Source organism: Bradyrhizobium sp. (assembly GCF_019244115.1).
GTDB lineage: Bacteria > Pseudomonadota > Alphaproteobacteria > Rhizobiales > Xanthobacteraceae > Bradyrhizobium.
In genome coordinates this window covers 1-22,409 of record NZ_JAFATE010000351.1, presented here as the reverse complement: position 1 = coordinate 22,409, position 22,409 = coordinate 1, and the positions used below count along the sequence as shown (strand labels likewise).

Sequence of the window (22,409 nt, the reverse complement as noted above, 5' to 3'; positions counted from 1 at the left end):
CTCACCGAGCTCGCAGAAATAGCCAAGCGAATATCAGACACGTCACACTGGTTATCTCCGGCTTCACGTTCGCATGCGATTGCGGCGGGCACTTTTGCAAATGTTAAAGTCGGACGACCACTCGCAACTATTCCTGTGCATAGGCTTGGATTTGGTGGATGAGGGGATTAGCGTCAGGTGGATAGCGAACGTCAAATCCGCTCCACGAGCGCGCTGATCGCGCTGGGCGGCAACGTCGGCGACGTCCGCGCGACGTTCCAGGCGGCCATCGCAGACATTTGCAGACTTGCGCAGGCGAGCTTGCAAGCGCGATCGCCGGACTACGCAACACCGCCCTGGGGCGATACCGACCAGCCGCGCTTCATCAACGCCTGCATCGAAATAGAGACCGGCCGCGATCCCCGCGCACTCCTCGCGGTGCTGCACGCGGTCGAGGCCAAGCATGGCCGCGATCGGGCGCGCGAGACCCGCTGGGGCCCGCGCAGTCTCGACCTCGACCTCATCGCCTATGACGAAATCTCGTTCGCGGAACCGGGCCTCACGCTGCCGCATCCGCGCCTGTTCGAGCGCGCCTTTGTCCTGGTCCCGCTCGCCGATATCGCAGCCAACCGGGTCATTGCCGGACGACGCGTGCGGGAGGTGCTTGCGGACCTCTCGACGGACGGGATCGTGCGGCTGCCGGACTAAGCGGCCAAGGCGGAGCAAACAACCGTTTGGCTTGGCCGCCGCACCATGGCAATTTCGGCAGCAAGGGACCGCCGGGAGTACGCCGCCGCATGACATCCGAGACCGACGACCTGCCGCTCGCGGCCGATTTTGCGGGCGCAACCTCCGCTGACTGGCGCAGGCTGGTCGACGGCGTGCTGAAAGGCGCACCGTTCGAGAAGCTTGTCAGCAAGACATATGATGGCCTTTCGATCGAGCCGATCTACCCGCGCGCGAAGGTCGCGAGCCCCGTTCCGGGCCGCGCCGCCGCATCGCCGTGGCAGATCATGCAGCGAATGGATCATCCCGATCCCGCGAAGGCGAATGCCCAGGCGCTGCACGATCTCGAGAACGGCGCAACCGGGCTCGACATCGAATTCGCAAGAGGCTGGCACTCGCGCGGCTTCGGCCTCATCGACGGCTCCGCCGAGACGTTGAAGCGCGCGTTCGAAGGCGTCGCATTCGATGCCGGGATTTCGATCGCACTCAACCCGGCGTCGTGGCACGGGGACAATGCGGGCGTCAATCTGGCTGGGCTGATCGCGGAGAGCGGTATCGATCCCGGCCGCCTTGACCTGCGATTCAACTACCAGCCGCTGTCGATCCTGGCCGCCTCCGGCACCGGCGGAAACGCCTGGCCCGATATTGGCCCGGAGTTTGCCAAGACCATTCGCGAGCTGATGGGCCGCGGCTTCCAGGGACCGTTCGTGCTCGCCGACGGCTGCGTGGTGCATGATGGCGGCGGCTCCGAGGCTCAGGAACTGGCGTTCACGCTCGCCTCTGCCGTTGCTTATATGCGGGCGCTTGAATCGGACGACTTCGACCTTGATGCCGCGCGCGGGGCAATTTCGTTCCGCCTCGCCGCCGACGCTGATCAGTTCCTGACCATCGCAAAATTCCGCGCGCTGCGGCTGTTGTGGGCACGCGTCGAAGTGGCGTGCGGGCTTGCGCCAAAACCGGCCTTCATCGCCGCGGAGACGGCATGGCGCATGCTGACCCGGCACGACCCCTACGTGAACATGCTGCGCGCAACCATCGCAACGTTCTCGGCAGGGCTCGGCGGCGCCAACGCCATCACCGTGCTGCCGCACACCCTGGCGCTCGGGCTGCCGGATGCTTTTGCGCGGCGGGTCGCGCGCAATACGCAGCTCATCCTCCTGGAGGAATCCAATCTCGCCAAGGTCGCCGATCCCGCCGCGGGCTCCGGCGGTATTGAGGCGCTGACGCAGGAACTTTGCACCACGGCGTGGGCGCTGTTCCAGGAGATCGAAAAAGCCGGCGGCATTCTCGCCGCGCTCGAGCAGGGTTTGATCCAGGACAAGGTCCGGGCAACCCGCCGCGCGCGCGAAGCCAATATCGACAAGCGCAGAGATCTGCTGATCGGCGCCAGCGAATTTCCGAACCTGCAGGAGGCCAGCGTCGCGGTCGAAGACCACCCAGGTTTCGCATCCAGGCGCCACCCCGACGCGCTCCATGCGATGCGGATGACGGAGCCCTACGAAAACCTGCGTTATCTGTCGGACGGAATCGCACACACCCGAGGCAAGCGGCCGAGCGTCTTCCTCGCCAATCTCGGCACGGCGGCCGACTTCACCGCGCGCGCGACCTTTGCGCGAAGTTTCTTCGAGGCGGGCGGCATCGCGGCGATCGACAGCGAGGGTTTTTCCGAGCCGACCGCGCTTGCGGCTGCGTACAAGGCATCCGGTGCCGATCTGATCTGCCTGTGCTCCTCAGACAAGGTCTATGCGCAAATGGCCGCCGAAGCCGCCGCGGCCCTGCAATCTGCCGGCGCCAGACATATCTATCTGGCAGGGCGGCCCGGCGAGCAGGAGGCCGCGCTGCGCGGCGCAGGCATTGGCGAGTTCATCTTCGCGGGCGCTGATGCGCCAAAACTCCTGCGGGAGGCCTATCGGCAGATGGAACGCACATGACGGATGAAACGAAACCCCTGCTCACCGGCGGCTGTCAGTGCGGCGCGGTACGATTTGCGCTCAAAACCGCTCCTGCCAAGGTAAGCATCTGCCATTGCCGGATGTGCCAAAAGGCCGCAGGCGCCCCGTTTGCCTCCTTTGCCGACATCGAGCGCGGCGATCTGGTCTGGACCAAGGGAAAGCCGACCTTCTTCCGCTCCTCCACCATCGCGGAGCGCGGCTTTTGCGCGGCCTGCGGCACGCCGCTGAGTTTTGGCCGCATCGACGGGCCGCGGATCGAGATCATGACCGGTGCCTTCGACCGGCCCGACCGGGTGATCCCGACGCGCCAGTTCGGCACCGAATCCCGGCTCGGCTGGGTGGTCGGGATCGCCAATCTGCCGAGCCAGACCACGCAGCAGAACTACGGAGCGGAGAAGATGGCGACCATCGTCAGCTACCAGCATCCCGACCATGATTAGTAAGGGGGATGACTGATCACGGGCTCCGTTCATGCTAGAGTTGGATCATGCTTCGGATTGTTTGGATTGTTATCACTTGGTTGCTGGATGAGCCATCTGGCGGTTAGCAGGAGCTATGACCGACAAACGCTTTGATGGCCCAGTCTACAAAAACAACGTTCAGAGATTGATCGACCGAAATCGCCAATTCCAGGACGCCAAGGAATGACGCGCATACCTAACTTCGCCGAGGTCCCCTTCGCGCCCGCCGCGCCGCCGCAGCCGGAAGGCCATGCCGAGCCGTGGCTGACGCCGGAGGGCATTTTGGTGAAGCCGGCCTATGGCGAGACCGACCTTGCAAATGTCGACTTCCTCGACACCTGGCCGGGGATTGCGCCCTATCTACGCGGCCCTTACCCGACCATGTATGTCAATCAGCCCTGGACAATCAGGCAATATGCCGGGTTCTCCACCGCGGAGGATTCCAATGCCTTTTACCGGCGCAACCTGGCGGCCGGGCAGAAGGGCCTCTCGGTCGCCTTCGATCTCGCCACCCATCGCGGCTATGACAGCGATCATCCGCGGGTCGCCGGCGATGTCGGCATGGCCGGTGTTGCCATCGATTCCATCTACGACATGCGAACCTTGTTTGCCGGCATCCCGCTCGACCAGATGAGCGTGTCGATGACCATGAACGGCGCGGTGCTGCCCGTACTGGCGCTGTTCGTCGTCGCCGCCGAGGAACAGGGCGTGCCGCCGGAAAAGCTCGCGGGCACCATTCAGAATGACATTCTGAAAGAGTTCATGGTGCGCAACACCTATATCTATCCGCCGTCGCCGTCGATGCGGATCATCTCGGACATCTTTGCCTACACTTCGCAGAAGATGCCAAAATTCAACTCGATCTCGATCTCCGGCTATCACATGCAGGAGGCCGGCGCGACGCAGGACCTCGAACTCGCCTACACGCTCGCCGACGGCGTCGAATATCTTCGCGCAGGACTGGCTGCAGGGCTCGACGTCGACCGCTTTGCGCCCAGGCTGTCGTTCTTCTGGGCCATCGGCATGAACTTCTTCATGGAAGTCGCGAAAATGCGCGCGGCGCGGCTGCTCTGGGCCAAGCTCATGAAGCCTTTTGGCCCAAAAGACCCGCGCTCGCTGTCGCTCAGGACGCACTGTCAAACCTCGGGCTGGTCGCTGACCGCGCAGGACGTCTTCAACAACGTGATGCGCACCACGATCGAGGCGATGGCGGCAACGCAGGGCCATACCCAGTCGCTGCACACCAATGCGCTCGACGAGGCGCTTGCGCTGCCGACCGATTTCTCCGCTCGCATCGCGCGCAACACGCAACTGTTTTTGCAGCAGGAAAGCGGCACCAATCGCATCATCGATCCCTGGGGCGGCTCGTTTTATGTCGAGCGCCTGACGCGCGATCTCGCGGCGAAAGCCTGGGGTCATATCCAGGAGATCGAGGACCTCGGCGGCATGGCGCGGGCGATCGAGCAAGGCCTGCCAAAGCTGCGCATCGAGGAAGCGTCCGCCAAGACGCAGGCGCGCATCGATGCCGGACAGCAGGCCGTCATCGGCGTCAACAAATACAGGCCGGTCGATGAGGCGCCGATCGAGATTCTCAAGGTCGACAACAGCAATGTGCGGCGGCTGCAGATCGACAAACTCGCGCGCTTGAAGAAGGAGCGGAACCAGGACGACGTGACGCAGGCGCTCGCCGCGCTGACGCGCTCGGCTTCGGAAGGCAACGGCAATTTGCTCGCGCTCGCCATCGATGCCGCGCGGGCCAAAGCGACCGTCGGCGAAATCTCCGACGCGCTGGAAAAAGTGTTCGGCCGACATCGCGCCGAGATCAAGTCGATCACCGGCGTTTACAAGCGGGAGGCCTCACACATGTCGGTCGAGAAACTCAAAACCCTGATCGACGCCTTCGAGGAGGCCGAGGGACGCCGGCCGCGGATTCTCGTGGCCAAGATCGGACAGGATGGGCACGACCGCGGCCAGAAGGTGATCGCCTCCGCTTTCGCGGATCTCGGCTTCGACGTCGATATCGGGCCGCTGTTTGCAACCTCCGAAGAAGCGGCACGCCAAGCGGTCGAGAACGACGTGCATATTCTGGGCGTCTCTTCGCTCGCGGCCGCGCATCTGACCGCCGTGCCGGAGCTGAAAGCCGCACTGAAACAACAAGGGCGCGAAGACATCATGATCATCGTTGGCGGCGTGGTGCCGCCGCAGGACTATAATGCCCTCTATGCGGCCGGCGCCGAGGCGATCTTTCCGCCGGGCACCGTGATTGCGGATGCCGCCGAGGAACTGATCCGTAAGCTCAATGCAAGGCTCGGCCACAGTCAGCCGGCGGAGTAGCTGCGTGTGACGGGCTAATATGCTAGTCTCGCTCCATGACAGATATTGCCGAGGTCCCTCTTGACGTCGTGATCGCGAAGCTGCGCGAGATTGCACCTGCAATCAAGGCGCTCGGCGTTACGCGGCTTGCCATCTTTGGATCCAGGGCGAGAGGCGATGCGAGGGCTGACAGCGACCTCGATATTCTCGTCGATAGGACGACGCGCGGCGAAAGGCCATCATTCGATCTCTTCAAGGTGCAGCATCTGATCGAAGACGCCACTGAAATTCCGACCCAGGTCACGGTTCGAGACCTACTGAAGCCGCGCGTGGCTGAGCGTATCGCGGATGACGTGATAGAGGTTTTTTGAATGCCGCCGTCCGTCGAGGATCGCCTGAGGGACATTCTGGGAGCCATCGGCGAGATCGATCGAATGCTTGAGGGCGTGGGGCTTGAGCGGTTCAAAGTCGATACGATGCGACGCATGGCGACAGAGCGCCACCTCGAAATCATATGCGAGGCCGCGCGCAGGCTGCCTGATGAAGTGAAGCAAGGCGCGCCAGCGATCGATTGGCGAAGAATGAACGATTTTGCCAATCTGTTGCGCCACGCTTACCACGCGACGAATGTCGATATTGTCTGGGGCATCGTTCAGGATCACCTGCCGCGGCTGAAAGCGTTCGCTGAGCTCCGGATGCGAGCTATCGAAGGGTAGTCACAGCGTCATCAGGGAGGTTCTCAAGCCCTCTCTCTCGCCCGAGCGCCTGCGGATTTCTGGCGGAGCCCGTCCGAAGGCCGACGAAACGATCGACGCGGAGAGTAGCCCGCAGGACGGCTGTCGCACGCACCTTTTGTGCCGACTGACCGGTGCAAATCGAACCGATCAGTCTCGCCTCAGCCGCCCTTCGCGTTGTAAAGCAGGGCATGAGCAAGCCCGCCCTCGATATCAAGGCACTCGCCCGCGACATCCGCGCGGGCCACCGTGCGGCTTTGGCGCGCGCGATCACGCTGATCGAGAGCCGCAGGGCCGACCATCAGGCCGCGGCCCGGGAGCTGGTGCAGGCGCTGTTGCCGCAGACCGGCAAGGCCGTCCGGGTCGGCATCACCGGCTCGCCGGGGGTCGGCAAGTCTACCACCATCGATACGCTTGGCATGCACCTGATCGCGGGCGGCCATAAGGTCGCGGTGCTGGCGGTCGATCCCTCCTCGGCGCGCACCGGCGGCTCGATCCTCGGCGACAAGACGCGGATGGCGCGGCTCTCGGCATCCGAGCAGGCGTATATCCGGCCCTCGCCTACGTCCGGCACGCTCGGCGGGGTCGCGGCCAAGACACGCGAGGCGATGCTGCTCTGCGAGGCCGCTGGTTTCGACGTCCTGCTAGTGGAGACCGTCGGCATCGGACAGTCGGAGACCGCGGTGTGCGACATGACCGACTTCTTCCTGGCGTTGATGCTGCCCGGCGCCGGCGACGAGCTGCAGGGCATCAAGAAGGGTCTCGTCGAGCTCGCCGACATGATCGCGATCAACAAGGCCGATGGCGACAACGTCAAGCGCGCCAACATCGCCGCCGCCGATTATCGCGGCGCGCTGCATATCCTGTCGCCTCGCTCAAGACACTGGCAACCGCCGGTCGTGACCTATTCGGCGCTGACCGGCGCCGGCATCGCGGAGCTCTGGCAGACCGTGCTCGATCATCGTGCCGCGATGACCGCATCGGGCGAGTTCGCCAGCCGGCGGCGCGAGCAGCAGGTGAAATGGATGTGGTCGATGCTGGAAAGCCGCATGATGGCGCGGTTGCGCAGCGACGCCGCGATCCGCGCCAAGGCGAAGAAGATCGAAAGCGAGGTCGCCGAGGGCCGCATCGCGCCGGCGCTGGCGGCCGAGACGATCGCGGAGATGCTGCAATGAACCGAAAACTTCGCGTCCTGATCACCGGCTTCGGCCCGTTTCCCGGCGCGCCGCATAACCCGACCATGCCGCTGGTGAAACGGCTGGTTCAGCTGCGGCGGCCCGCCTTCGACGACGTCGAACTCACAAGTCACATCTTTCACGTCACCTATCGCACCGTCGATCGCGAACTGCCCGAGCTGATCGCCCGGGTCCGGCCGCACGTGCTCTTGATGTTCGGGCTTGCGAGCCGCACGGACTATCTCCGCATCGAGTCCCGCGCCCGCAACGCCATCACAACGACCTTTCCGGACGCCGATCGGAGCGTTGCCATCAAAGGCGCGATCGTCCCGGGCGCGGCTGCGCAAATCTTCGGCCCGCACACCGCAAAGCTGGTGCGCGCCGCGCGTCGCACGGGGATCGACGCGCGGACCTCGCGCGATGCCGGAAGCTATCTCTGCAATTACTTGAGCTGGCGCGCGATCGAAGCCGTGAACGAGACAGCCGGGCCGCGCTTCGCACAGTTCGTGCATGTTCCCCCACTGCCGCGTGATGACACCGCGCGGCGCAAAGGCACTCCGCGCATCACGCTGGAGGAGCTGGTCGATGCCGGCGAGGCGATGCTGATGGAGCTGGTCCGGCTCGCGCGGCAGGACATGCATCGCGATTTGACTGGCGGCCAACCACGAAGAGAGGTCTCATGAAGAAGATCGATATCCAGAATGCACCCATTTCCGCGGGCAGCAATTATCCCGAACCGTTCGCGATACCCTGGCTCGACAAGGTTCGATACCGGCTTGCGATCGCTGCCGGACTGAAAAAGCTCGGCGTGAATCTGCTCGAACTCAATCCCGGGGCGTGGTCCAGCCAAAGGCATTGGCACACGCATACAGACGAGTTCATTTACGTCATCGAAGGCGAGGTCGTGCTGGTGACGCAAGGGAGCGAGGAAGTTCTGCGCGCCGGAGATTGCGCCGGCTTTCCCGAAGGTGAGGCCAACGGCCATCACCTGCAGAACAGAACCAAGTGCGAGCCTTGGTCCTTGAAATCGGCTCGGCGCGGCTCGCAGATGACGAGACCCACTACCCGGACATCGACCTGCATGCGACAGCGACCGGATACTCCCACAAGAGCGGCACGCCGTACTGAGGCCGGTTGCGGGTAAAGATTTAACCCTACCCGCAACAATCGGCGCCGCGATGCGGTGCCTTCACCATGGCGGTGAGCGATTTTTCGGTAAATTCAAGGCGTATCCGTGCATGCGAGGATGACGCCACCATGGAGCTCAATCGCCGCCATCTGATGGGGGCCTCGGCAGCCGGCATGGCCGGCACGCTGGCGGCAATCCCGACATCAGCGCATGCAGCCCCCCTCGCCTCCGCGCTCGGCCGCGACGCGACCCAATATGGCGTGCGGCCCGGCAGTCCCGACGATCAGACGCGCGCGCTGCAGCGCGCGATCGATGAGGCCGCGCGCGCACGCGTACCGCTGGCACTTCCGGCGGGCGTCTATCGCACGGCAGCGCTGCATCTGCCCGACGGCGCGCAGCTGATCGGCGTTCGCGGCGCGACAAAACTTCTGTTCAATGGCGGCGCCTCGCTGCTCTCGACTGAGGGCGCAAGCAGCATCGCGCTCTGCAACATCACGCTCGATGGCGGCGGCATTTCGCTGCCGGCCCGGCGCGGCCTGGTCCATTGGCTCTCCACGCGCGACATCCGCATCACGGATTGTGAGATCACGAATAGCGGCGGCAGCGCAGTCTGGCTCGAGCAGGTTTCGGGTGAGGTCAGCGGCAACATCATCAGCAACACCGCGGTTACCGCGGTCGTGTCGTTCGACGCGCAAGGCCTGATCGTGTCGCGCAACACCATCACCTCGACCAATGTCAACGGCATCGAGATCCTGCGCACCGCGATCGGCGACGACGGCACGCTGGTGCTCGACAACCGCATCGAGGACATCAAGGCGGGCCCCGGCGGCTCGGGGCAGTATGGCAACGCCATCAACGCGTTTCGCGCCGGCAACGTCATCATCAGGGGCAACCGGATCAGAAACTGCGATTATTCCGCCGTGCGCGGCAACTCGGCCTCGAATATCCAGATCGTCGGCAACAGCATCAGCGACGTTCGCGAGGTTGCGCTCTATTCGGAGTTCTCGTTCGAAGGCGCTGTGATCGCCGGCAATACGGTCGACAGCGCGGCGCTCGGCGTCTCCGTCTGCAACTTCAATGAAGGCGGCCGTCTTGCGGTCGTGCAAGGCAACATCATCCGCAATCTGCTGGCCAAGCGGCCGATCGGGACCGCGCCGGATGACGATGCTGGCATCGGCATCTATGTCGAGGCGGACACGTCCGTCACCGGCAATGTGATCGAGAATGCGCCCTCGTTCGGCATCATCGCCGGCTGGGGCAAATATCTGCGCGACGTCGCGATCACCGGCAACGTCATCCGCAACACCTCTGCCGGCATCGGCATCTCGGTCGTGCCGGGGGCCGGCTCCGCGCTCGTCAACAATAACATGATTTCGCAAACCCCGCGCGGCGCGGTGGTCGGGCTCGATCATGACAATGCGATCACCACGGATCTGTCGGTTGAGGGCGCCGAGCGCTATGGGCAGGTCATCGTCGGCGGCAATGCGGTGCGGCGCTGAGAGCGCGGCTACAGCATGTTGCGGAGCAGCGCGAAACGCGCTTCGGTCGCGTTTGATGGAGTCGCCTGAGTCGTCGCCTTCTCGTCCACTGCTGGCGGCGTCGGCGTCGACGCCGGCAGCATCTCATCCGACGCGGCCTCGCTCGCTGCGCCGGCCAGGTCGACGACGGCGTTCGCCTGCACGATGATCGGCGCTGCCTGCGCCATCGCGGCACCATTCGGCTTTGCAGCCTGCACCCTCGCCGCGCCATTCGGCTTTGTGGTCTCGATCGCCTGCGGCATCGACAGATCGCGCCACAGCGCGACCGCCGCCTTGGCCTCCTGGATATTTTCCAAAAACGCGCGCTCGCTGTAATAGCGCCGCCAGCGGCCGCTTTCGAACAATTCGGTGAGATGCTCCAGCCGTCGCTCGGCGAGCAGGCGCCAGCGTGGGCCAAGATCAAGTCCAAGGTCGCGGCCATCCGCCACGCCGTTGCGATGTGTCATGAACCAGCCTGCAAAAGAAAGACGGACGCAGACCCAACCGGGACGACTCAACGCGACGTGACAGCATGATTTTGTGGAGAACTTTTGACCTGTCCAGCAACCACAGCGCGATCACGTCATCGCCCGTACTTTAGCGGTGGTGCTCGCGTCGCCTTTTTGTTGGCCAGATGCGAAGGCGAAATGTTCGTTTGGCCAAGGCCGAGGCCAAAATAAAAGACCCGTCCGGGGGGACAACCGGACGGGTCGAGCCATATGGGCGCTTGGGGTGGATGGGCGCTCGCGCCGGATATAGCCTGGTGGGGAGGGGTTTCCGCTCCCACACACATCTGTCGTCTTGGCCCTGTCCTTCGTTCAAACCGGCCGCCGATTTTTTTAACCGTGTCGAGCGGGTGTTTGCACCCTGGCGCTACTGTGACGCCGGCTTGTGAGCCTCGCCGGAGCCCGGCTGTTCGGATGTAGCGGCGGCGAGCGGTGGATCATCAGGGCGACTGACGAGCATTTCCCGAGTTTCTCCGGCGTTTTCGCCGTCCGGCTTGGCTGATACCGCCGCTACCGGCTGCGATGGCGCCGCCGTGGCGGCCTGAACCGCGGCATAGGCATCGGCCTCACCGGCGCCGAACATGTCATCACGTCCTGGTGAACCGAGGTCGCGCGCGGTCCTCATGAGGATGGCGCGCACCTCCTCCGGCTTTGCATTGGGATGGCGCTCGAGCATGAGTGCGGCCAGCGCGCTGACATAAGCAGCGGCAAACGAGGTCCCCGATGTCATCTGGTATTTGCCCGCGGGGGCCGGCAGGAAGATGTCGGTCCCGGGCGCCGCAACGCAGACATAGAAGCCGCGGTTCGATGCCGCCAAAAGTTCGTCCTGCGCGTTCGTCGCGCTGACCGCGATGACATTGGGGTTGGCCGCGGGGTAGAGCGGCGGCGATTTCGCGCCGGCGTTTCCCGCCGCGGCGACCAGAACGATGCTCCTGCCCGCAAGCGCCGCGATGGCGCGTTCAATCAGCGTGTCCTTGGGGCCGGCAAAACTCATATTGACGATCTGCGCCTTGTGGGTGGCGGCGTAATCGAGCGCCTTCAGCAGCACGAAGGAGCTGCTTTGGGCTGAGCCGGACGAAATACCGAAGGCGCGGATTGCGAGGATCTGCGCCTTCGGCGCGCCGCCCATCAGCCGCGCATGCGACACGATCGCGCCGGCAATTCCGGTGCCGTGGACATGGGGCCCTTCCTTCGACCCGAGCGCGTCGAACTGCTCCGCGATCGAGCCGGCGAGTTCGGGATGCGCGCCGTCGATTGCGGAATCGATGACCGCGATCCTGACCTCAACGCCATGCGCCAAAGTGTGCGCCTCCGGCAGCCGTAGCTTGGCGAGTGCATATTGCGCCGGATCGCCTTCGTTCAATGCGCCCTGCTGCTCCTGCAGCAGATAGCGGAAGTTCGGCTGCACCGAGCGGACGCTGGCTTCAGTGGCAAGCTCGCGGCTGACCCCGTCGAGCGGCCGCCGGTCGGTGATCCGGAACAGGCCGATGGTTGCGTCGAGCAGCGGAAAACCCTGCGAGCTGACACGGGCGAGGCCATGGCGCCGTGCCAACGCGTCAGCCTGTGCCTCCGTCAGCGCGCCATCGATCTCGGCCACCAGTTCTCCAGGGATCGTGCGCAGATTGCCCGCGGTCTTGGTCGCGTTGCGGCGATGGCCGCTGGTCCTCCCCTTGCGGGTTCCCGCACCGGACGTGCCCCCATCGGTGACATCAGCGCCATCCAGGCACTCACCGTCAGCGCCGCGCTCGGCGGCCGCGCAGGCCGGATAGAGATTGGGCTGATAATGCGCATAGGGAAGCGTCGGTACGACTGCCATCCGCGCGGTCAGGTTCGGGGTCCTGACCACCGGGGGCGTCGGCGTCCTGATGACCGTCGGCGTCCTGACGACATTGACGCCGTGGTCCGAGATACGGGGACCGGCCGGCACGCCCCTCGGGGCGATGGTCGGAAGCCGGGAGACATTGATGCTTGGTGAGCGCATGAACCCTTGCGCGTGGGCCGCAGACACGGCGAAGGCCAGCGGCAACGCAAACAATGTCGGACGGAAGGCCCTGATCCGCCGGCTTGCGTGATTGGAGAGCATGGGACCTCGACGCGAGCCTTACGGGGCGGCAACAGCAAGGCTGACGATCTTCTCCTTCTGCAGCCGCGCCAGCAGGGCCGCGGCCTCATCGTTCGTCATCGAGCGGCCGCCAAATTGAAGGCGGAACAGGCCGCCCTCTGCGCCATCGAGGATCTGCGCGTGGTAGCTGTCGAGCAGCGCCGTCACGTCAGCCATACGCGCGTCGGGGGCGAACCGCACCAAGGCCCGCGGCGGCGTGGCCGTTTCCGCGGCGCGCTGCGGCGGCGCCGCTTCCGGGGCCAAGGCCCGCGTCATGGACTCCGGTTCATTCGTGCTGAGGGACGCGGTCTCATAGGTAGCGGGCTGGTTCTTCGCAACCATCACGGCGATCACGCCGGCCTGCAACAACAGCGCCAGAACCGCGAGACTTGCTGACCACGCAAGCGTGCGCGGCGACAGGCTCGTGAAAAAATTCGAGATCCGGGCGCGGGCGGCAAACCAGGCGGAAGGCTTTCGCACGGGCTCGGCATCGATCGCGGCAAACAGTTTTAGCATCGCACGCGGCGGCGGCCCGCCGAGGCCCTCATTGAGATGGACGGTCGCGGCGTATTCCTCGCAGATGACGGCGTACTGCTTGGCCAATTGCGGATCGCGGGCCAGCGCCTCTTCGACCCGGCGCGCATCTCGCGCGTGCAAGGTCCCGGTTGCATGCCATGGCAACAACAGTTCTATTTCGCTGGGCTCCTGCTCCAGCATTTTCTTGCTCAGTGCCATCATGGCCAGCCTCGCTCGACACCGGCTGCCCTCAGCAGCTCGGCCAGTTTTTTACGCGCATAAAACAGGCGCGTCTTCACGGTGTTTTCCGGTATCCCGACAATTTCGGCCACTTCCTCGACGGATTTCTCGTGGTAGTAGACAAGATCGACGATCTCCCGGTGTTCCGGCGAAAGCCCCGTGAGGCACTTTCGCAACGCTTCACTCGTATCCTTCTTCTGCGTCGCCACCTCAGGATCGTCGGCCGTATCCTCGATCGCGTGGGCGGCCTCGTCCTCCAGCTCGGCGTCCTTTCTTCGCCGCAGCACAGAGAGGGCCTTGAACCGCGTGATCGCCAAAAGCCAGGTGGAGACGGCAGATCGGCCTTCAAACTTGCCGGCCTGACGCCACACGTCGAGAAAAACCTCGTTGATGAGGTCTTCCGCAGCCTGTTCGTCGCGCACGAGCCTGAGCCCGAAGCGGAACACCCTGACATGGTGCCGTCCATACAGCACCTGCATGGCGAGCCGGTCGCCTCCAGCGATCCGAGCGAGCAGGACATCGTCCGGAGCCGCCTGTGTCGCGCTCACTGGCCGTCTCGCAGGGTTGGTCGGAGCTGATGGGTGTGGGGTTCGATGGGAGGGGAAAGATTCTGCAAAATAAAACAACTCTCATGTGAGAAATGTGATCTGCCGCACAGCGCACAAACTTTTCCGCGGAGCACAATAATTTGCTGGGATAAAGGTATCATAGTAGCGAGCGTCCTTCACAGCCCGGATCGTTACCTCAGTTTCGCTCGTCATGCGGCATCAATAACATCAGCCTGCACATCGCTCCCAGCCTCCCCAAAGCGCAGATCGCGCCGAATTCGCCTTTTGTAACAACGTGGCTGTCGTGGCTTGCGAACGTCGGATTCGGTTCCGCAAAAGATACCAAACCTAAAGCCTTTACCACGTAGATTCTTGTCAGCGAGTGACCAACGGCGAGAGAATGGGCATCAGTGGGCCACCTCTGTTGCATGCGACTGTGGCTGATCTGGAGCGCGCCGGTACCAGGCTGATTGTCAGGCGGCCGGCCGAGCTCAGCGGCCGCGTTCGGGGCTGGTGCGCTGCGCGTCATCCTCTCCACCGCGCGGTGTTCGCATCAATGGGATCGTCCCCGCACAAGGGCAGATTTCGAGACGCATTTTGCCCAGCGCTTCGCGGCACGACGCGGGGACAGAGCCGCATCACTCACCCCTGAAGCAGGACCGTTTTTGCTTTTCCCGGTCAAGGAAGACCGGGATCGCTTATGATCCAGGATAGAGATAATGAAATCGAAATCCGCTCCGGTTGACGGGCTTCTTGATGAATTGCAAACGACCCTCGCAAACGGATCCGTCGGCCGTCGCATTGAGACGCTCCGCCGGGTAACCGATCTGTTTCTCAGCGGCACGATCGACTATTCCGACGACCAGATCACGCTGTTCGACGATGTCTTCCAGTGCCTGATCAACCATATCGAGGTCTCCGCCCGGGCCCTGCTCGCCGATCGCCTGGCCACAGTCGACAACGCACCGCGCGGGACCGTTCGGGCTCTGGCGTTCGACGATACGATCGAGGTGGCGGGTCCCGTCCTGTCGCAATCGGAGCGCCTCGACGAGGCGTCGCTGATCGAGGCCGCGCGCAGCAAGAGCCAAGCTCATCTGCTCGCGATCTCGATCCGCAAGGTGTTAAGTCGCGCGGTGACCGACGTGCTGGTCCAGCGCGGCAACGCCGAGGTGGTGCAAAGCACCGTCAAAAATCCCGGCGCCGAGTTTTCCGATAGTGGCTACGACCGGCTGGTCAAGCGCGCCGCCGATGATGAGGATTTGGCGGCCTGTCTCGGTCTGCGGCCGACCCTTCCACGCCACCTCTATCTGAAGCTCTTGGCCAAGGCGTCGAACACCGTGCGCCAACGCCTCGAGGCTGCAAATCCGAAACGGGCGGTCGACGTGCCGACCGCGGTGCGCGAGGCGGCACGGCGTGCGCGCACGGCGCCGGCGGCCGTCACCAAGCAGACCGACATCGCCCATGCGCTCGTCAAGTCATTGCATGAGGACGGCCGGCTCGATCAGCATCTGGTCACGCAGTTCGCCGAGGAGGGCCGCTTTGACGAGACCAATGCTGCGATTGCGGCGCTCGCCAATGTGACGGTGGCCACGGCGGAAAGCATGATGCTGGAAAGCCGCGCCGAGGGCATCATGATCCTCGCGAAGGTCGCCGGCCTGTCATGGTCGGCCGTGAAGACCGTCATCAGGATGCACGACGAACTCTCCGGCGCCGAACCGAGCGACCTTGACGCCTGCAAGGCAACCTATGAGCGGCTGCGCCCCTCGACCGCGCAGCAGGTGATCCGCTTCCATCGCATGCAGCAGAACGTGCCTGCGACGTAACGGCTAGAACCGGAGCATTCGCGATCCGGCGAGCGCGCCGACCGCGGCGACCGCCAGCGCAGCCAGCGTGTACCAGGTCGCAACGAACAACGGCGAGTCATCGGTGCAGTGCGCCGCGTAAAGCGTCGCCGCAAGGCCCGCCGACAGGAATCCGGCGATCGCTCCCGTGAGCGCCGGCCGGGTCGGCGCGCCGTGGCGCAGCCCGATCAGTGCTGCTACCAGCAGCGGCAGCGAGATCAGCGGAATGGCCGACAGGCAGACCCGCGAATTGTGGCCGACCAGACGCGTCATCATCGGCAGCCGCTGCGGCAGCATCATCTCGCTGCCGATCCCCGCGGCCAGAACCCCCAAGGGAATCAGCAGCAGCCAGATCCAGCCGCGCGGACCAGCTTCCGGGCGGGCGAGATGGAGGCTGACGGTCAGCGCGGACAGCGCCAGCGCCAGCGTCACGACGAATTTGAGATCGAAAAACGGATTGTGCATCGCCGTCATGACGTCAGGCCTGACGCCAAGGATGGTCAGGAACAAGACGACCGAGACCGGCGCCGCTGACAGCAGCGAAAGCGCCAGCACCACGCCGACCGGTCGGGCCTGATGCGCATTGTCCGCGGCCAGCGTGCGAATGAGCTGATCGGTATCCATTCTCACTTCTCCCGCAGCCTGGCGGTGAGACTGGCCAGGCCCCGATGCAGCGCCACGCGGACGGCGCCCTCGCTCATGGCGAGTTTTTGCGCCGTATCCTTGATCGAGGTGCTGTCGACCGCGATCGACTGCAGCACGTCGCGCTGGCGGGCCGGGAGCTGTGCGAGCTGTGTCGCCACCTCGCGCGTGGACGGTGTCTCCGCGGCGGGCTCTTCCGCCAGGGTTTCGGCGAAATCGTCGATATTGACGAAAACGCGCCGGCCCCGTCGGCGCAAGGCATCGATCAGCTTGTTGCGTGCGATCGCGAACAGCCAGGGCGCGAACGGGGCGTTTGCGTCCCACGTATGCCGTTTCAGATGCACCGCCAACAAGATTTCCTGCACGATGTCCTCGGCTTGATCGACCGCCTGGCCGGCGCGCGCAAGCCCCCGCCGCGCAAGCGCCCGCACGACGGGCGCGATGCCCCTCAGGAGCCGCTGATACGCCGCATCATCCCCCATGAGAGCGGCGCGCATCAGGCCGGTCCATTCGTCCTCACGCTCGCGCACCAAAGGTCCTTCAAAACATTTCGTTCTATTTTTCAAATTGTTACGCGCAGGCAAGCGATCACAAGATCGTGATCGACGTCCTGGAAAATGCCGGACCGGCGTAGCGGTGCAACCCCAGGGCCTGCCGGCTCATAACACCGTTTGGCGGCGCTGACACCCGGGGATTCAGTCGTGGGGTCACAGTGTTGCGCTGCACCGAAGCGCGAGCAGCTGCCCCGCTTTTGTCCGTTCGGCTGCGAAGATTCCCATTTTCTGCCCCGCTGCCGACACGCCCTGAGCTCTCTTTTTCGGCATCAGCGAGTCGCAGATTCGGGGAGATTGCCAAATGACCAGCAAGGTCGGTGGGCGTCTGGCATTGATTTTCGCTGCGGGGGTGATCGCCTATTTTGGCGTTCCCTTGCATGCAGCCCTGAAGTCGAGCGCGGCCGATGCGCCTACGGCTCAAACCAGCTGGCTCGGCGACACGCTGTCGGCATCCGACATGATCAACCTGAAGCCGATCGCGGGCAGCAAGCTCGCCTCTGCGGCGAGTTCCAAACCGAGGCCGATCGTGGTCGCACAGGCCCAAATGGGACAGGGTCAGATCGTCACACCGGACCAGCTCAGCGATGTCGATCGCGCGCTTGCGGGTGGCGCCGCGCGAGCGACCGTTGGAGTTGCGCCAACGACCAGGCGCGTCGTCCGCGTGGCCCCGATCATCGTCGCCTCTCCCAGCGACGCCTGGGACCAGACCTCACTGATCGGCAAGATTTTTGTCGGAATCGGCGCCTGCCTGACGCTGGCCTCGGCCGCGCGGATGTTCATGGCCTGACGTCCGCCGCCCTGCTGTCAGCCCACTTGATGCCCACTCGCCCAGCAGGCAAATTGCCCGCGCGAAAATCCTTGCGGGGTGCATCATGAGCGTTTTCGAGCACATCATCGTCGAGAGCCAGGGCGCGGTTGGCATCATCAGGCTCAACCGCCCAAAAATGCTCAACGCGCTGTCGTTCGGCGTGTTTCGCGAGATCGCGGCCGCAGTTGATGATCTGGAAGCCGACGAGGCCATCGGCTGCATCGTCGTCACCGGCAGCGAAAAGGCTTTTGCGGCGGGCGCCGACATCAAGGAGATGCAGCCGAAGGGCTTTATCGACATGTTCTCCGAGGATTTTACCTCGATCGGCGGCGACCGCGTCGCCCGCTGCCGCAAGCCGACCATTGCCGCGGTCGCGGGCTATGCGCTCGGCGGCGGCTGCGAGCTCGCCATGATGTGCGACATCATCATCGCGGCCGACAATGCAAAATTCGGCCAGCCCGAGATCACGCTTGGAACCATTCCCGGCATCGGCGGCACGCAGCGGCTGACCCGCGCGATCGGAAAGGCCAAGGCAATGGATCTCTGCCTGACCGGGCGCATGATGGACGCCGCTGAGGCCGAGCGTTCCGGCCTCGTCGCGCGCGTGGTGCCCGCCGACAAGCTGATGGAAGAGGTTCTCGCCGCCGCGGAGAAGATCGCAGGCATGTCGCGCCCCGCCGCTGCCATGGCGAAAGAGGCCGTCAACCGCGCCTGCGAGACGCCGCTGTCGGAGGGACTGAACGTCGAGCGCAACCTGTTTCATTCGACCTTTGCGCTCGAGGACCGCGCGGAGGGCATGGCAGCCTTCATCGAGAAGCGCAAGCCGGTCAACAAGAACCGGTAGCACGCCCTTCTGCTGCTGCATCCGCGCATGAAAAGCTGCCGCATTCACATCACGGGGGCCTCGGGGTCGGGCGTGACGACGCTTGGCCGCGCGCTGGCGGATGCGCTGGCGCTGCCGCAGCACGATACGGACGACTATTTCTGGCAGCCGACCACGCCACCCTATCGCACAGAGCGTGACGCGGCGGATCGGTTGCGCCTGATGCGGGAAATATTCCTGCCGCGCGCCGAATGGGTGTTGAGCGGCAGCCTCTATGGCTGGGGCGACGGCGTCATTCCCCACTTCGATCTCGTCGTGTTCCTCGTCACACCGCAGGAGGTCCGCTTGCGACGCCTGCGCGCCCGCGAGGCCACCCGCTTCGGTGCCGATGCCGTCGCACCCGGCGGATGGCGCCATGAGGAGACGGAGGCGTTCATCGAATGGGCCTCGCACTACGAGGACGGCAGCCGCGAGGGCCGCACGCGCGCAAAGCACGAGACCTGGCTCGCAAAACTCCCCTGCCCGGTGCTGCGACTCGACGGATCGCGGCCAGTGGCCGAGCTCGTCGCTGCGGTGGCGAGCGCAATCGGCAGCTGAACCGACAATTCGCTTGCGTGCGCGTGCGGAAGCGTCCACGTTGCCGCGCAAGAATGGCACGTGCGGCGCGCGCGGGAATTTTAGAAAAAGCGGCTCAATCAGATGGCGCCTACGCCACGGGGAGGACCACACCATGCTCAGCCGACGCAGTCTCATGCTCGCTTCCATCGCCGCCGGAGTGACCATGCGTCACAGCTCAACGCTTGCGAAGGCGTCGCAGCCCTCGACGCCGGTCAATTTCGACGTCCCCGCTGATGCCTGCGACTGCCACACGCACATCCACGGCGATCCCGAAAAATTCCCGTTCTTCGCCGGGCGCGTCTACACGCCGGAACCGGCTTCGCCCGAGGAGATGAGCGCGCTGCACAAGGCGCTGCATATCGAGCGCGTGGTGATCGTGACGCCGAGCGTCTATGGCACCGACAATTCGGCGACGCTGTTCGGCATGAAGGCCCGCGGTGCCAATGCGCGCGGCGTCGCCGTGATCGATGACAAGACGGCGGACAGCGAGCTCGACGCCATGCAGAAGGACGGATTTCGCGGCGTCCGTCTCAACCTCGCAACCGGCGGCATCAATGATCCCAATGTCGGGCGCGCGCGCTTTTCTGCGGCGGTCGAGCGCATGAAAGCGCGCGGCTGGCACGTCCAGCTCTACACCAGCCTGGCGATGATCACCGCGATCAAGGATCTCGTTGCCGCCGCCCCGGTGCCGGTCGTGTTCGACCATTTTGGCGGCGCGCAGGCTGAACTCGGCCTCAGCCAGCCCGGCTTTTCCGACCTGCTCGATCTCGTGAAGAGCGGCAAGGCCTATGTGAAAATTTCCGGCGCCTATCGCTCCTCGAAACAGGCGCCCGATTATTCCGACATGGTGCCATTCGCGCAGGCGCTCATCGCCGCGAACGGCGAGCGGATCGTCTGGGGCAGCGACTGGCCGCATCCGGATTCCACCATTACACCGGGCCGCAAGGCGACCGATCTCGCGCCATTGTACCAGATCGACGACGGCCGCCTGTTCGACCAGCTTCCGGTGTGGGCGCCGGATGCTGCGATCCGGAAGGCCATTCTGGTCGACAATCCGGCGCGGCTCTACGGGTTCTGAGCGGCAAGTTTCGCGGTCTCGCGCTGCCGGCGCAGTCCTTCGAGAAACTCGCCGCGCCATACCGCCGACTTGCGCAGGCCACCGAACGGAAACAGGTGGAAGCCCGCGATCGGCGCAGTCACCGCGCGCGGCGCTGCGAGAAGACCGCGCACGATCTCGTCAGGGCCGGTGTCGGCAAGGAGCCGGCCATAGCGGCCGATCTGGGCCCGCAGCGCGCGCATCGAATTGCCGACGCCGCAGCGAAGCGCGAATTTGGTCAGCGTCGCCGGGCTTGCCGGGCCCGCGAGACCGACGGTCACCGGGAGCGCGAGGCCGCGCATGGCGAGGTCGTCCAGGAAGCCCAGGATCGGCGCGGCCTCGAAGCAGAACTGCGTGACGACATCGACATGGATATCGCGCTCGCGGGCCCAATTGCCCCAGGCCCACAGCATGGCGAACGTGCCTGACGTGTCCAGATAGGGATGTCCCTCAGGGTGGCCGGCCACGCTCACCGCGCGAAAGCCGTGCGCCTCCAACAGCCCGCTGGCACGGATGTCATGACTCGACCTGAACGGCCCCTTGGCGATCGCGACATCGCCCGCGATCAGCAGCACGCGTGTCACATTCGCTTCGCCGCGCGCGCGCGCGAAAAAATCGTCGAGCGCCTCGCGCGAGGCCATTTCGCGCGCAGCGATGTGCGGGACCGGGTTGAAGCCTAAGCGCCTCAGCGCCGCGGCAGTCTCGACATTGTGCCGATAGTGATCGCCGGGCAGGAAGGTGATGGTCACATCCGTACCGGCAGCGAAATTGTCGCAAAGCTCCGCCAGCTGATGGCCGCGCGAGGAAATTTCCACGGACGCCCGCGACAGCAGCGAGGACAGATCGTCGGAGCGGGCAGGATCTGACGCAATCATGATCCCTCTCCTCCTCACGCCGGCGCGCGGCGGCGCGAGATCACATAGGTTTCGTCGTTGAACCACAGCCCGCCATGTTTTTTCAGCACGCGGTCGGTTGCTTCGAGATAGCGGCCGTCGCGTACCACTTCCGAGAGCCTGACATCCTCGATCTGCGCGACATAGATCGCGGCATTCCAGGCCGCGAACAAGGTCGAGGTGCCGATCGGGCCGGACACCTCGTCGGGCAGCGTGTGCATGTGATAGCGGAAGATCGAGCGTGCGTCGGAGGACGCATTGAAATTGTAGTGGCGCGCGGCGCCGCCGAGCTCATGCTTGACCTGGCGCAGGATCGCGTAACGATCGGTCTTGAAGGGATCATCGCCCGGCCAGACCTGATCGATGATCTCGATGCCGGGGTCGTGGCCATGGGAATGGATCCCGATCAGACGCCCGCCGGGCCTGAGCGACCGCACCAGCGGCGTGACCACTTTCGAGGCCTTGAACTCGACGCTGGAGCGCGCCCGATAGGGCTGCGAGGCGATGACGAGGTCGTAGTCAGCCATCACCTTGCCCGGCCGTGGCGTGATCGGATCGAGCAGGAACGAATGATCCTCGCGCCGTAAGGTCAGCACGATCGGCCGCTTATAGACGGGATTGCCGGTCTTCGGGCTGATCCCGGCCCGCCAGTTCTCGGCCAGAAATCCCTCGAGGTCCCTGATCTGTTCGGCAAAGCCGTGCGCGGTGTTGCCCGACAGCGCGACGTCCTTCCAGATCAGCCCTTGCGCCGAGGCCGCCGAGCGCGGCGTCAACCAGGGCGCCTCGGCGTAATAGAGATTGGTCACGACCAGCACGGTCGCCGGATGCTCGAACAGCCGGTCGGCCATCTTCTCCAGCATCATGCGAACGTCTTCGTAGGAGATCTCCTTGGCCACGACATAGAGCGGCATGGTCGGAAAGCGCGCATGCAACGCGCGCATCACCCGCGACAGCACGGTGCCGTCGCCGACGCCGGCATCGAACAGTCTGAGCGCCGGCGGCGACGGCTGCAGGTTGGACAGTTCGAGCGAGATGCGGTTGGCGATCTCGGTCTTCTCGCTGCAGGTCGAGACGAACAGCAGGTATTTTTGCCGGTTGTCGAAGAAGCGGAAGCCGGGCGGCGCGACCTCGGCGGCCAAGCCGGAGGCGCTGGCCGGTCGCGACGCGGCCTGCGGCTGGCTCGGGGCCACCGGCGCCGGGCGGTGCTCGTTAAGATAGGCGCGCAGCCTGTCCAGCG

General features: G+C 64.6%; 23 protein-coding genes. 15 read left to right on the top strand and 8 right to left on the bottom strand.

The features are described from left to right. Positions 1–177: 177 nt before the first annotated feature. The 10 genes from folK (at position 178) to JOZ76_RS15560 (ending at position 9,968) form a co-directional block, all read left to right on the top strand. Entirely contained in the window at positions 178–687 is a 510-nt protein-coding gene (folK, locus tag JOZ76_RS15605) for a 2-amino-4-hydroxy-6-hydroxymethyldihydropteridine diphosphokinase (protein WP_291699512.1), read from the top strand. Between the two features lie 89 nt (positions 688–776). After that, positions 777–2,636 (top strand): methylmalonyl-CoA mutase family protein, encoded by a 1,860-nt coding sequence (locus JOZ76_RS15600; protein WP_291699511.1) that lies wholly within the window; start codon positions 777–779, stop codon positions 2,634–2,636. Next, the gene (locus JOZ76_RS15595; RefSeq protein WP_291699510.1) at positions 2,633–3,097 is read left to right on the top strand and encodes a GFA family protein; all 465 of its coding nucleotides are present in this window, start codon (positions 2,633–2,635) and stop codon (positions 3,095–3,097) included. Before JOZ76_RS15600 ends, JOZ76_RS15595 begins: the two co-directional genes overlap by 4 nt. 204 nt (positions 3,098–3,301) lie before the next feature. Then, the gene (gene scpA, locus JOZ76_RS15590; protein ID WP_291699509.1) at positions 3,302–5,452 is read left to right on the top strand and encodes a methylmalonyl-CoA mutase; all 2,151 of its coding nucleotides are present in this window, start codon (positions 3,302–3,304) and stop codon (positions 5,450–5,452) included. Positions 5,453–5,520: 68 nt separating this feature from the next. Next, positions 5,521–5,802 (top strand): nucleotidyltransferase family protein, encoded by a 282-nt coding sequence (locus JOZ76_RS15585; protein ID WP_366112823.1) that lies wholly within the window; start codon positions 5,521–5,523, stop codon positions 5,800–5,802. Next, positions 5,803–6,147, top strand: a complete 345-nt coding sequence (locus JOZ76_RS15580) for a HepT-like ribonuclease domain-containing protein (protein WP_291699507.1) — start codon at positions 5,803–5,805, stop codon at positions 6,145–6,147. Between the two features lie 209 nt (positions 6,148–6,356). Beyond that, positions 6,357–7,340 carry a methylmalonyl Co-A mutase-associated GTPase MeaB gene (meaB, locus tag JOZ76_RS15575; protein WP_291699506.1) on the top strand — a complete coding sequence of 328 codons (984 nt, stop codon included), beginning with the start codon at positions 6,357–6,359 and terminating at the stop codon, positions 7,338–7,340. Further along, positions 7,337–8,023 carry a pyroglutamyl-peptidase I gene (locus JOZ76_RS15570; protein ID WP_291699505.1) on the top strand — a complete coding sequence of 229 codons (687 nt, stop codon included), beginning with the start codon at positions 7,337–7,339 and terminating at the stop codon, positions 8,021–8,023. Before meaB ends, JOZ76_RS15570 begins: the two co-directional genes overlap by 4 nt. After that, positions 8,020–8,484 carry a cupin domain-containing protein gene (locus JOZ76_RS15565; RefSeq protein ID WP_291699504.1) on the top strand — a complete coding sequence of 155 codons (465 nt, stop codon included), beginning with the start codon at positions 8,020–8,022 and terminating at the stop codon, positions 8,482–8,484. The genes JOZ76_RS15570 and JOZ76_RS15565 overlap by 4 nt, the downstream gene beginning before the upstream one ends. Before the next feature lie 113 nt (positions 8,485–8,597). Then, positions 8,598–9,968 carry a TIGR03808 family TAT-translocated repetitive protein gene (locus JOZ76_RS15560; protein ID WP_291699503.1) on the top strand — a complete coding sequence of 457 codons (1,371 nt, stop codon included), beginning with the start codon at positions 8,598–8,600 and terminating at the stop codon, positions 9,966–9,968. 8 nt (positions 9,969–9,976) lie between these two features. Here JOZ76_RS15560 and JOZ76_RS15555 read toward each other — a convergent pair whose 3' ends face one another. The 4 genes from JOZ76_RS15555 to JOZ76_RS15540 all read right to left on the bottom strand — a co-directional run bounded on the left by JOZ76_RS15555 (position 9,977) and on the right by JOZ76_RS15540 (position 13,897). Continuing rightward, positions 9,977–10,453: a TIGR03809 family protein gene (locus tag JOZ76_RS15555; RefSeq protein ID WP_291699502.1), complete on the bottom strand. Its 477-nt coding sequence runs from the start codon at positions 10,451–10,453 to the stop codon at positions 9,977–9,979. Between the two features lie 406 nt (positions 10,454–10,859). Next, the gene (locus JOZ76_RS15550) at positions 10,860–12,473 is read right to left on the bottom strand and encodes a S8 family serine peptidase (RefSeq protein ID WP_291699501.1); all 1,614 of its coding nucleotides are present in this window, start codon (positions 12,471–12,473) and stop codon (positions 10,860–10,862) included. 120 nt (positions 12,474–12,593) lie between these two features. Beyond that, positions 12,594–13,331 carry a hypothetical protein gene (locus JOZ76_RS15545; protein ID WP_291699500.1) on the bottom strand — a complete coding sequence of 246 codons (738 nt, stop codon included), beginning with the start codon at positions 13,329–13,331 and terminating at the stop codon, positions 12,594–12,596. Next, positions 13,328–13,897, bottom strand: coding sequence for a sigma-70 family RNA polymerase sigma factor (locus tag JOZ76_RS15540; protein WP_291699499.1), 570 nt, complete (start codon positions 13,895–13,897; stop codon positions 13,328–13,330). The genes JOZ76_RS15545 and JOZ76_RS15540 overlap by 4 nt, the downstream gene beginning before the upstream one ends. A 719-nt stretch (positions 13,898–14,616) precedes the next feature. Between JOZ76_RS15540 and JOZ76_RS15535 the strand changes: the two genes are divergently transcribed. Next, the gene (locus JOZ76_RS15535) at positions 14,617–15,720 is read left to right on the top strand and encodes a DUF2336 domain-containing protein (protein ID WP_291699498.1); all 1,104 of its coding nucleotides are present in this window, start codon (positions 14,617–14,619) and stop codon (positions 15,718–15,720) included. Positions 15,721–15,723: 3 nt separating this feature from the next. Here JOZ76_RS15535 and JOZ76_RS15530 read toward each other — a convergent pair whose 3' ends face one another. Next, positions 15,724–16,362 carry a DUF1109 domain-containing protein gene (locus tag JOZ76_RS15530; RefSeq protein WP_291699497.1) on the bottom strand — a complete coding sequence of 213 codons (639 nt, stop codon included), beginning with the start codon at positions 16,360–16,362 and terminating at the stop codon, positions 15,724–15,726. A gap of 2 nt (positions 16,363–16,364) precedes the next feature. Further along, complete coding sequence (locus JOZ76_RS15525; RefSeq protein ID WP_291699496.1) at positions 16,365–16,910, bottom strand: sigma-70 family RNA polymerase sigma factor; 546 nt, start codon at positions 16,908–16,910, stop codon at positions 16,365–16,367. 325 nt (positions 16,911–17,235) lie between these two features. Between JOZ76_RS15525 and JOZ76_RS15520 the strand changes: the two genes are divergently transcribed. The 4 genes from JOZ76_RS15520 to JOZ76_RS15505 all read left to right on the top strand — a co-directional run bounded on the left by JOZ76_RS15520 (position 17,236) and on the right by JOZ76_RS15505 (position 20,261). Further along, entirely contained in the window at positions 17,236–17,721 is a 486-nt protein-coding gene (locus JOZ76_RS15520) for a hypothetical protein (protein WP_291699495.1), read from the top strand. Between the two features lie 85 nt (positions 17,722–17,806). Continuing rightward, a complete protein-coding gene (locus tag JOZ76_RS15515) occupies positions 17,807–18,586 on the top strand; it encodes an enoyl-CoA hydratase (protein WP_291699494.1) in 780 nt (259 codons plus the stop codon). Between the two features lie 27 nt (positions 18,587–18,613). Further along, the gene (locus tag JOZ76_RS15510) at positions 18,614–19,162 is read left to right on the top strand and encodes a hypothetical protein (protein ID WP_291699493.1); all 549 of its coding nucleotides are present in this window, start codon (positions 18,614–18,616) and stop codon (positions 19,160–19,162) included. A 133-nt stretch (positions 19,163–19,295) separates the two neighbouring features. Further along, complete coding sequence (locus JOZ76_RS15505; protein ID WP_291699492.1) at positions 19,296–20,261, top strand: amidohydrolase family protein; 966 nt, start codon at positions 19,296–19,298, stop codon at positions 20,259–20,261. Here JOZ76_RS15505 and JOZ76_RS15500 read toward each other — a convergent pair. Together JOZ76_RS15500 and JOZ76_RS15495 are read right to left on the bottom strand one after the other, a co-directional pair. Further along, the gene (locus JOZ76_RS15500; RefSeq protein ID WP_291699491.1) at positions 20,249–21,154 is read right to left on the bottom strand and encodes a hypothetical protein; all 906 of its coding nucleotides are present in this window, start codon (positions 21,152–21,154) and stop codon (positions 20,249–20,251) included. The genes JOZ76_RS15505 and JOZ76_RS15500 overlap by 13 nt on opposite strands. Before the next feature lie 14 nt (positions 21,155–21,168). Then, positions 21,169–22,409: hypothetical protein (locus tag JOZ76_RS15495; protein WP_291699490.1), on the bottom strand; the 1,241-nt coding region annotated here is incomplete at its 5' end.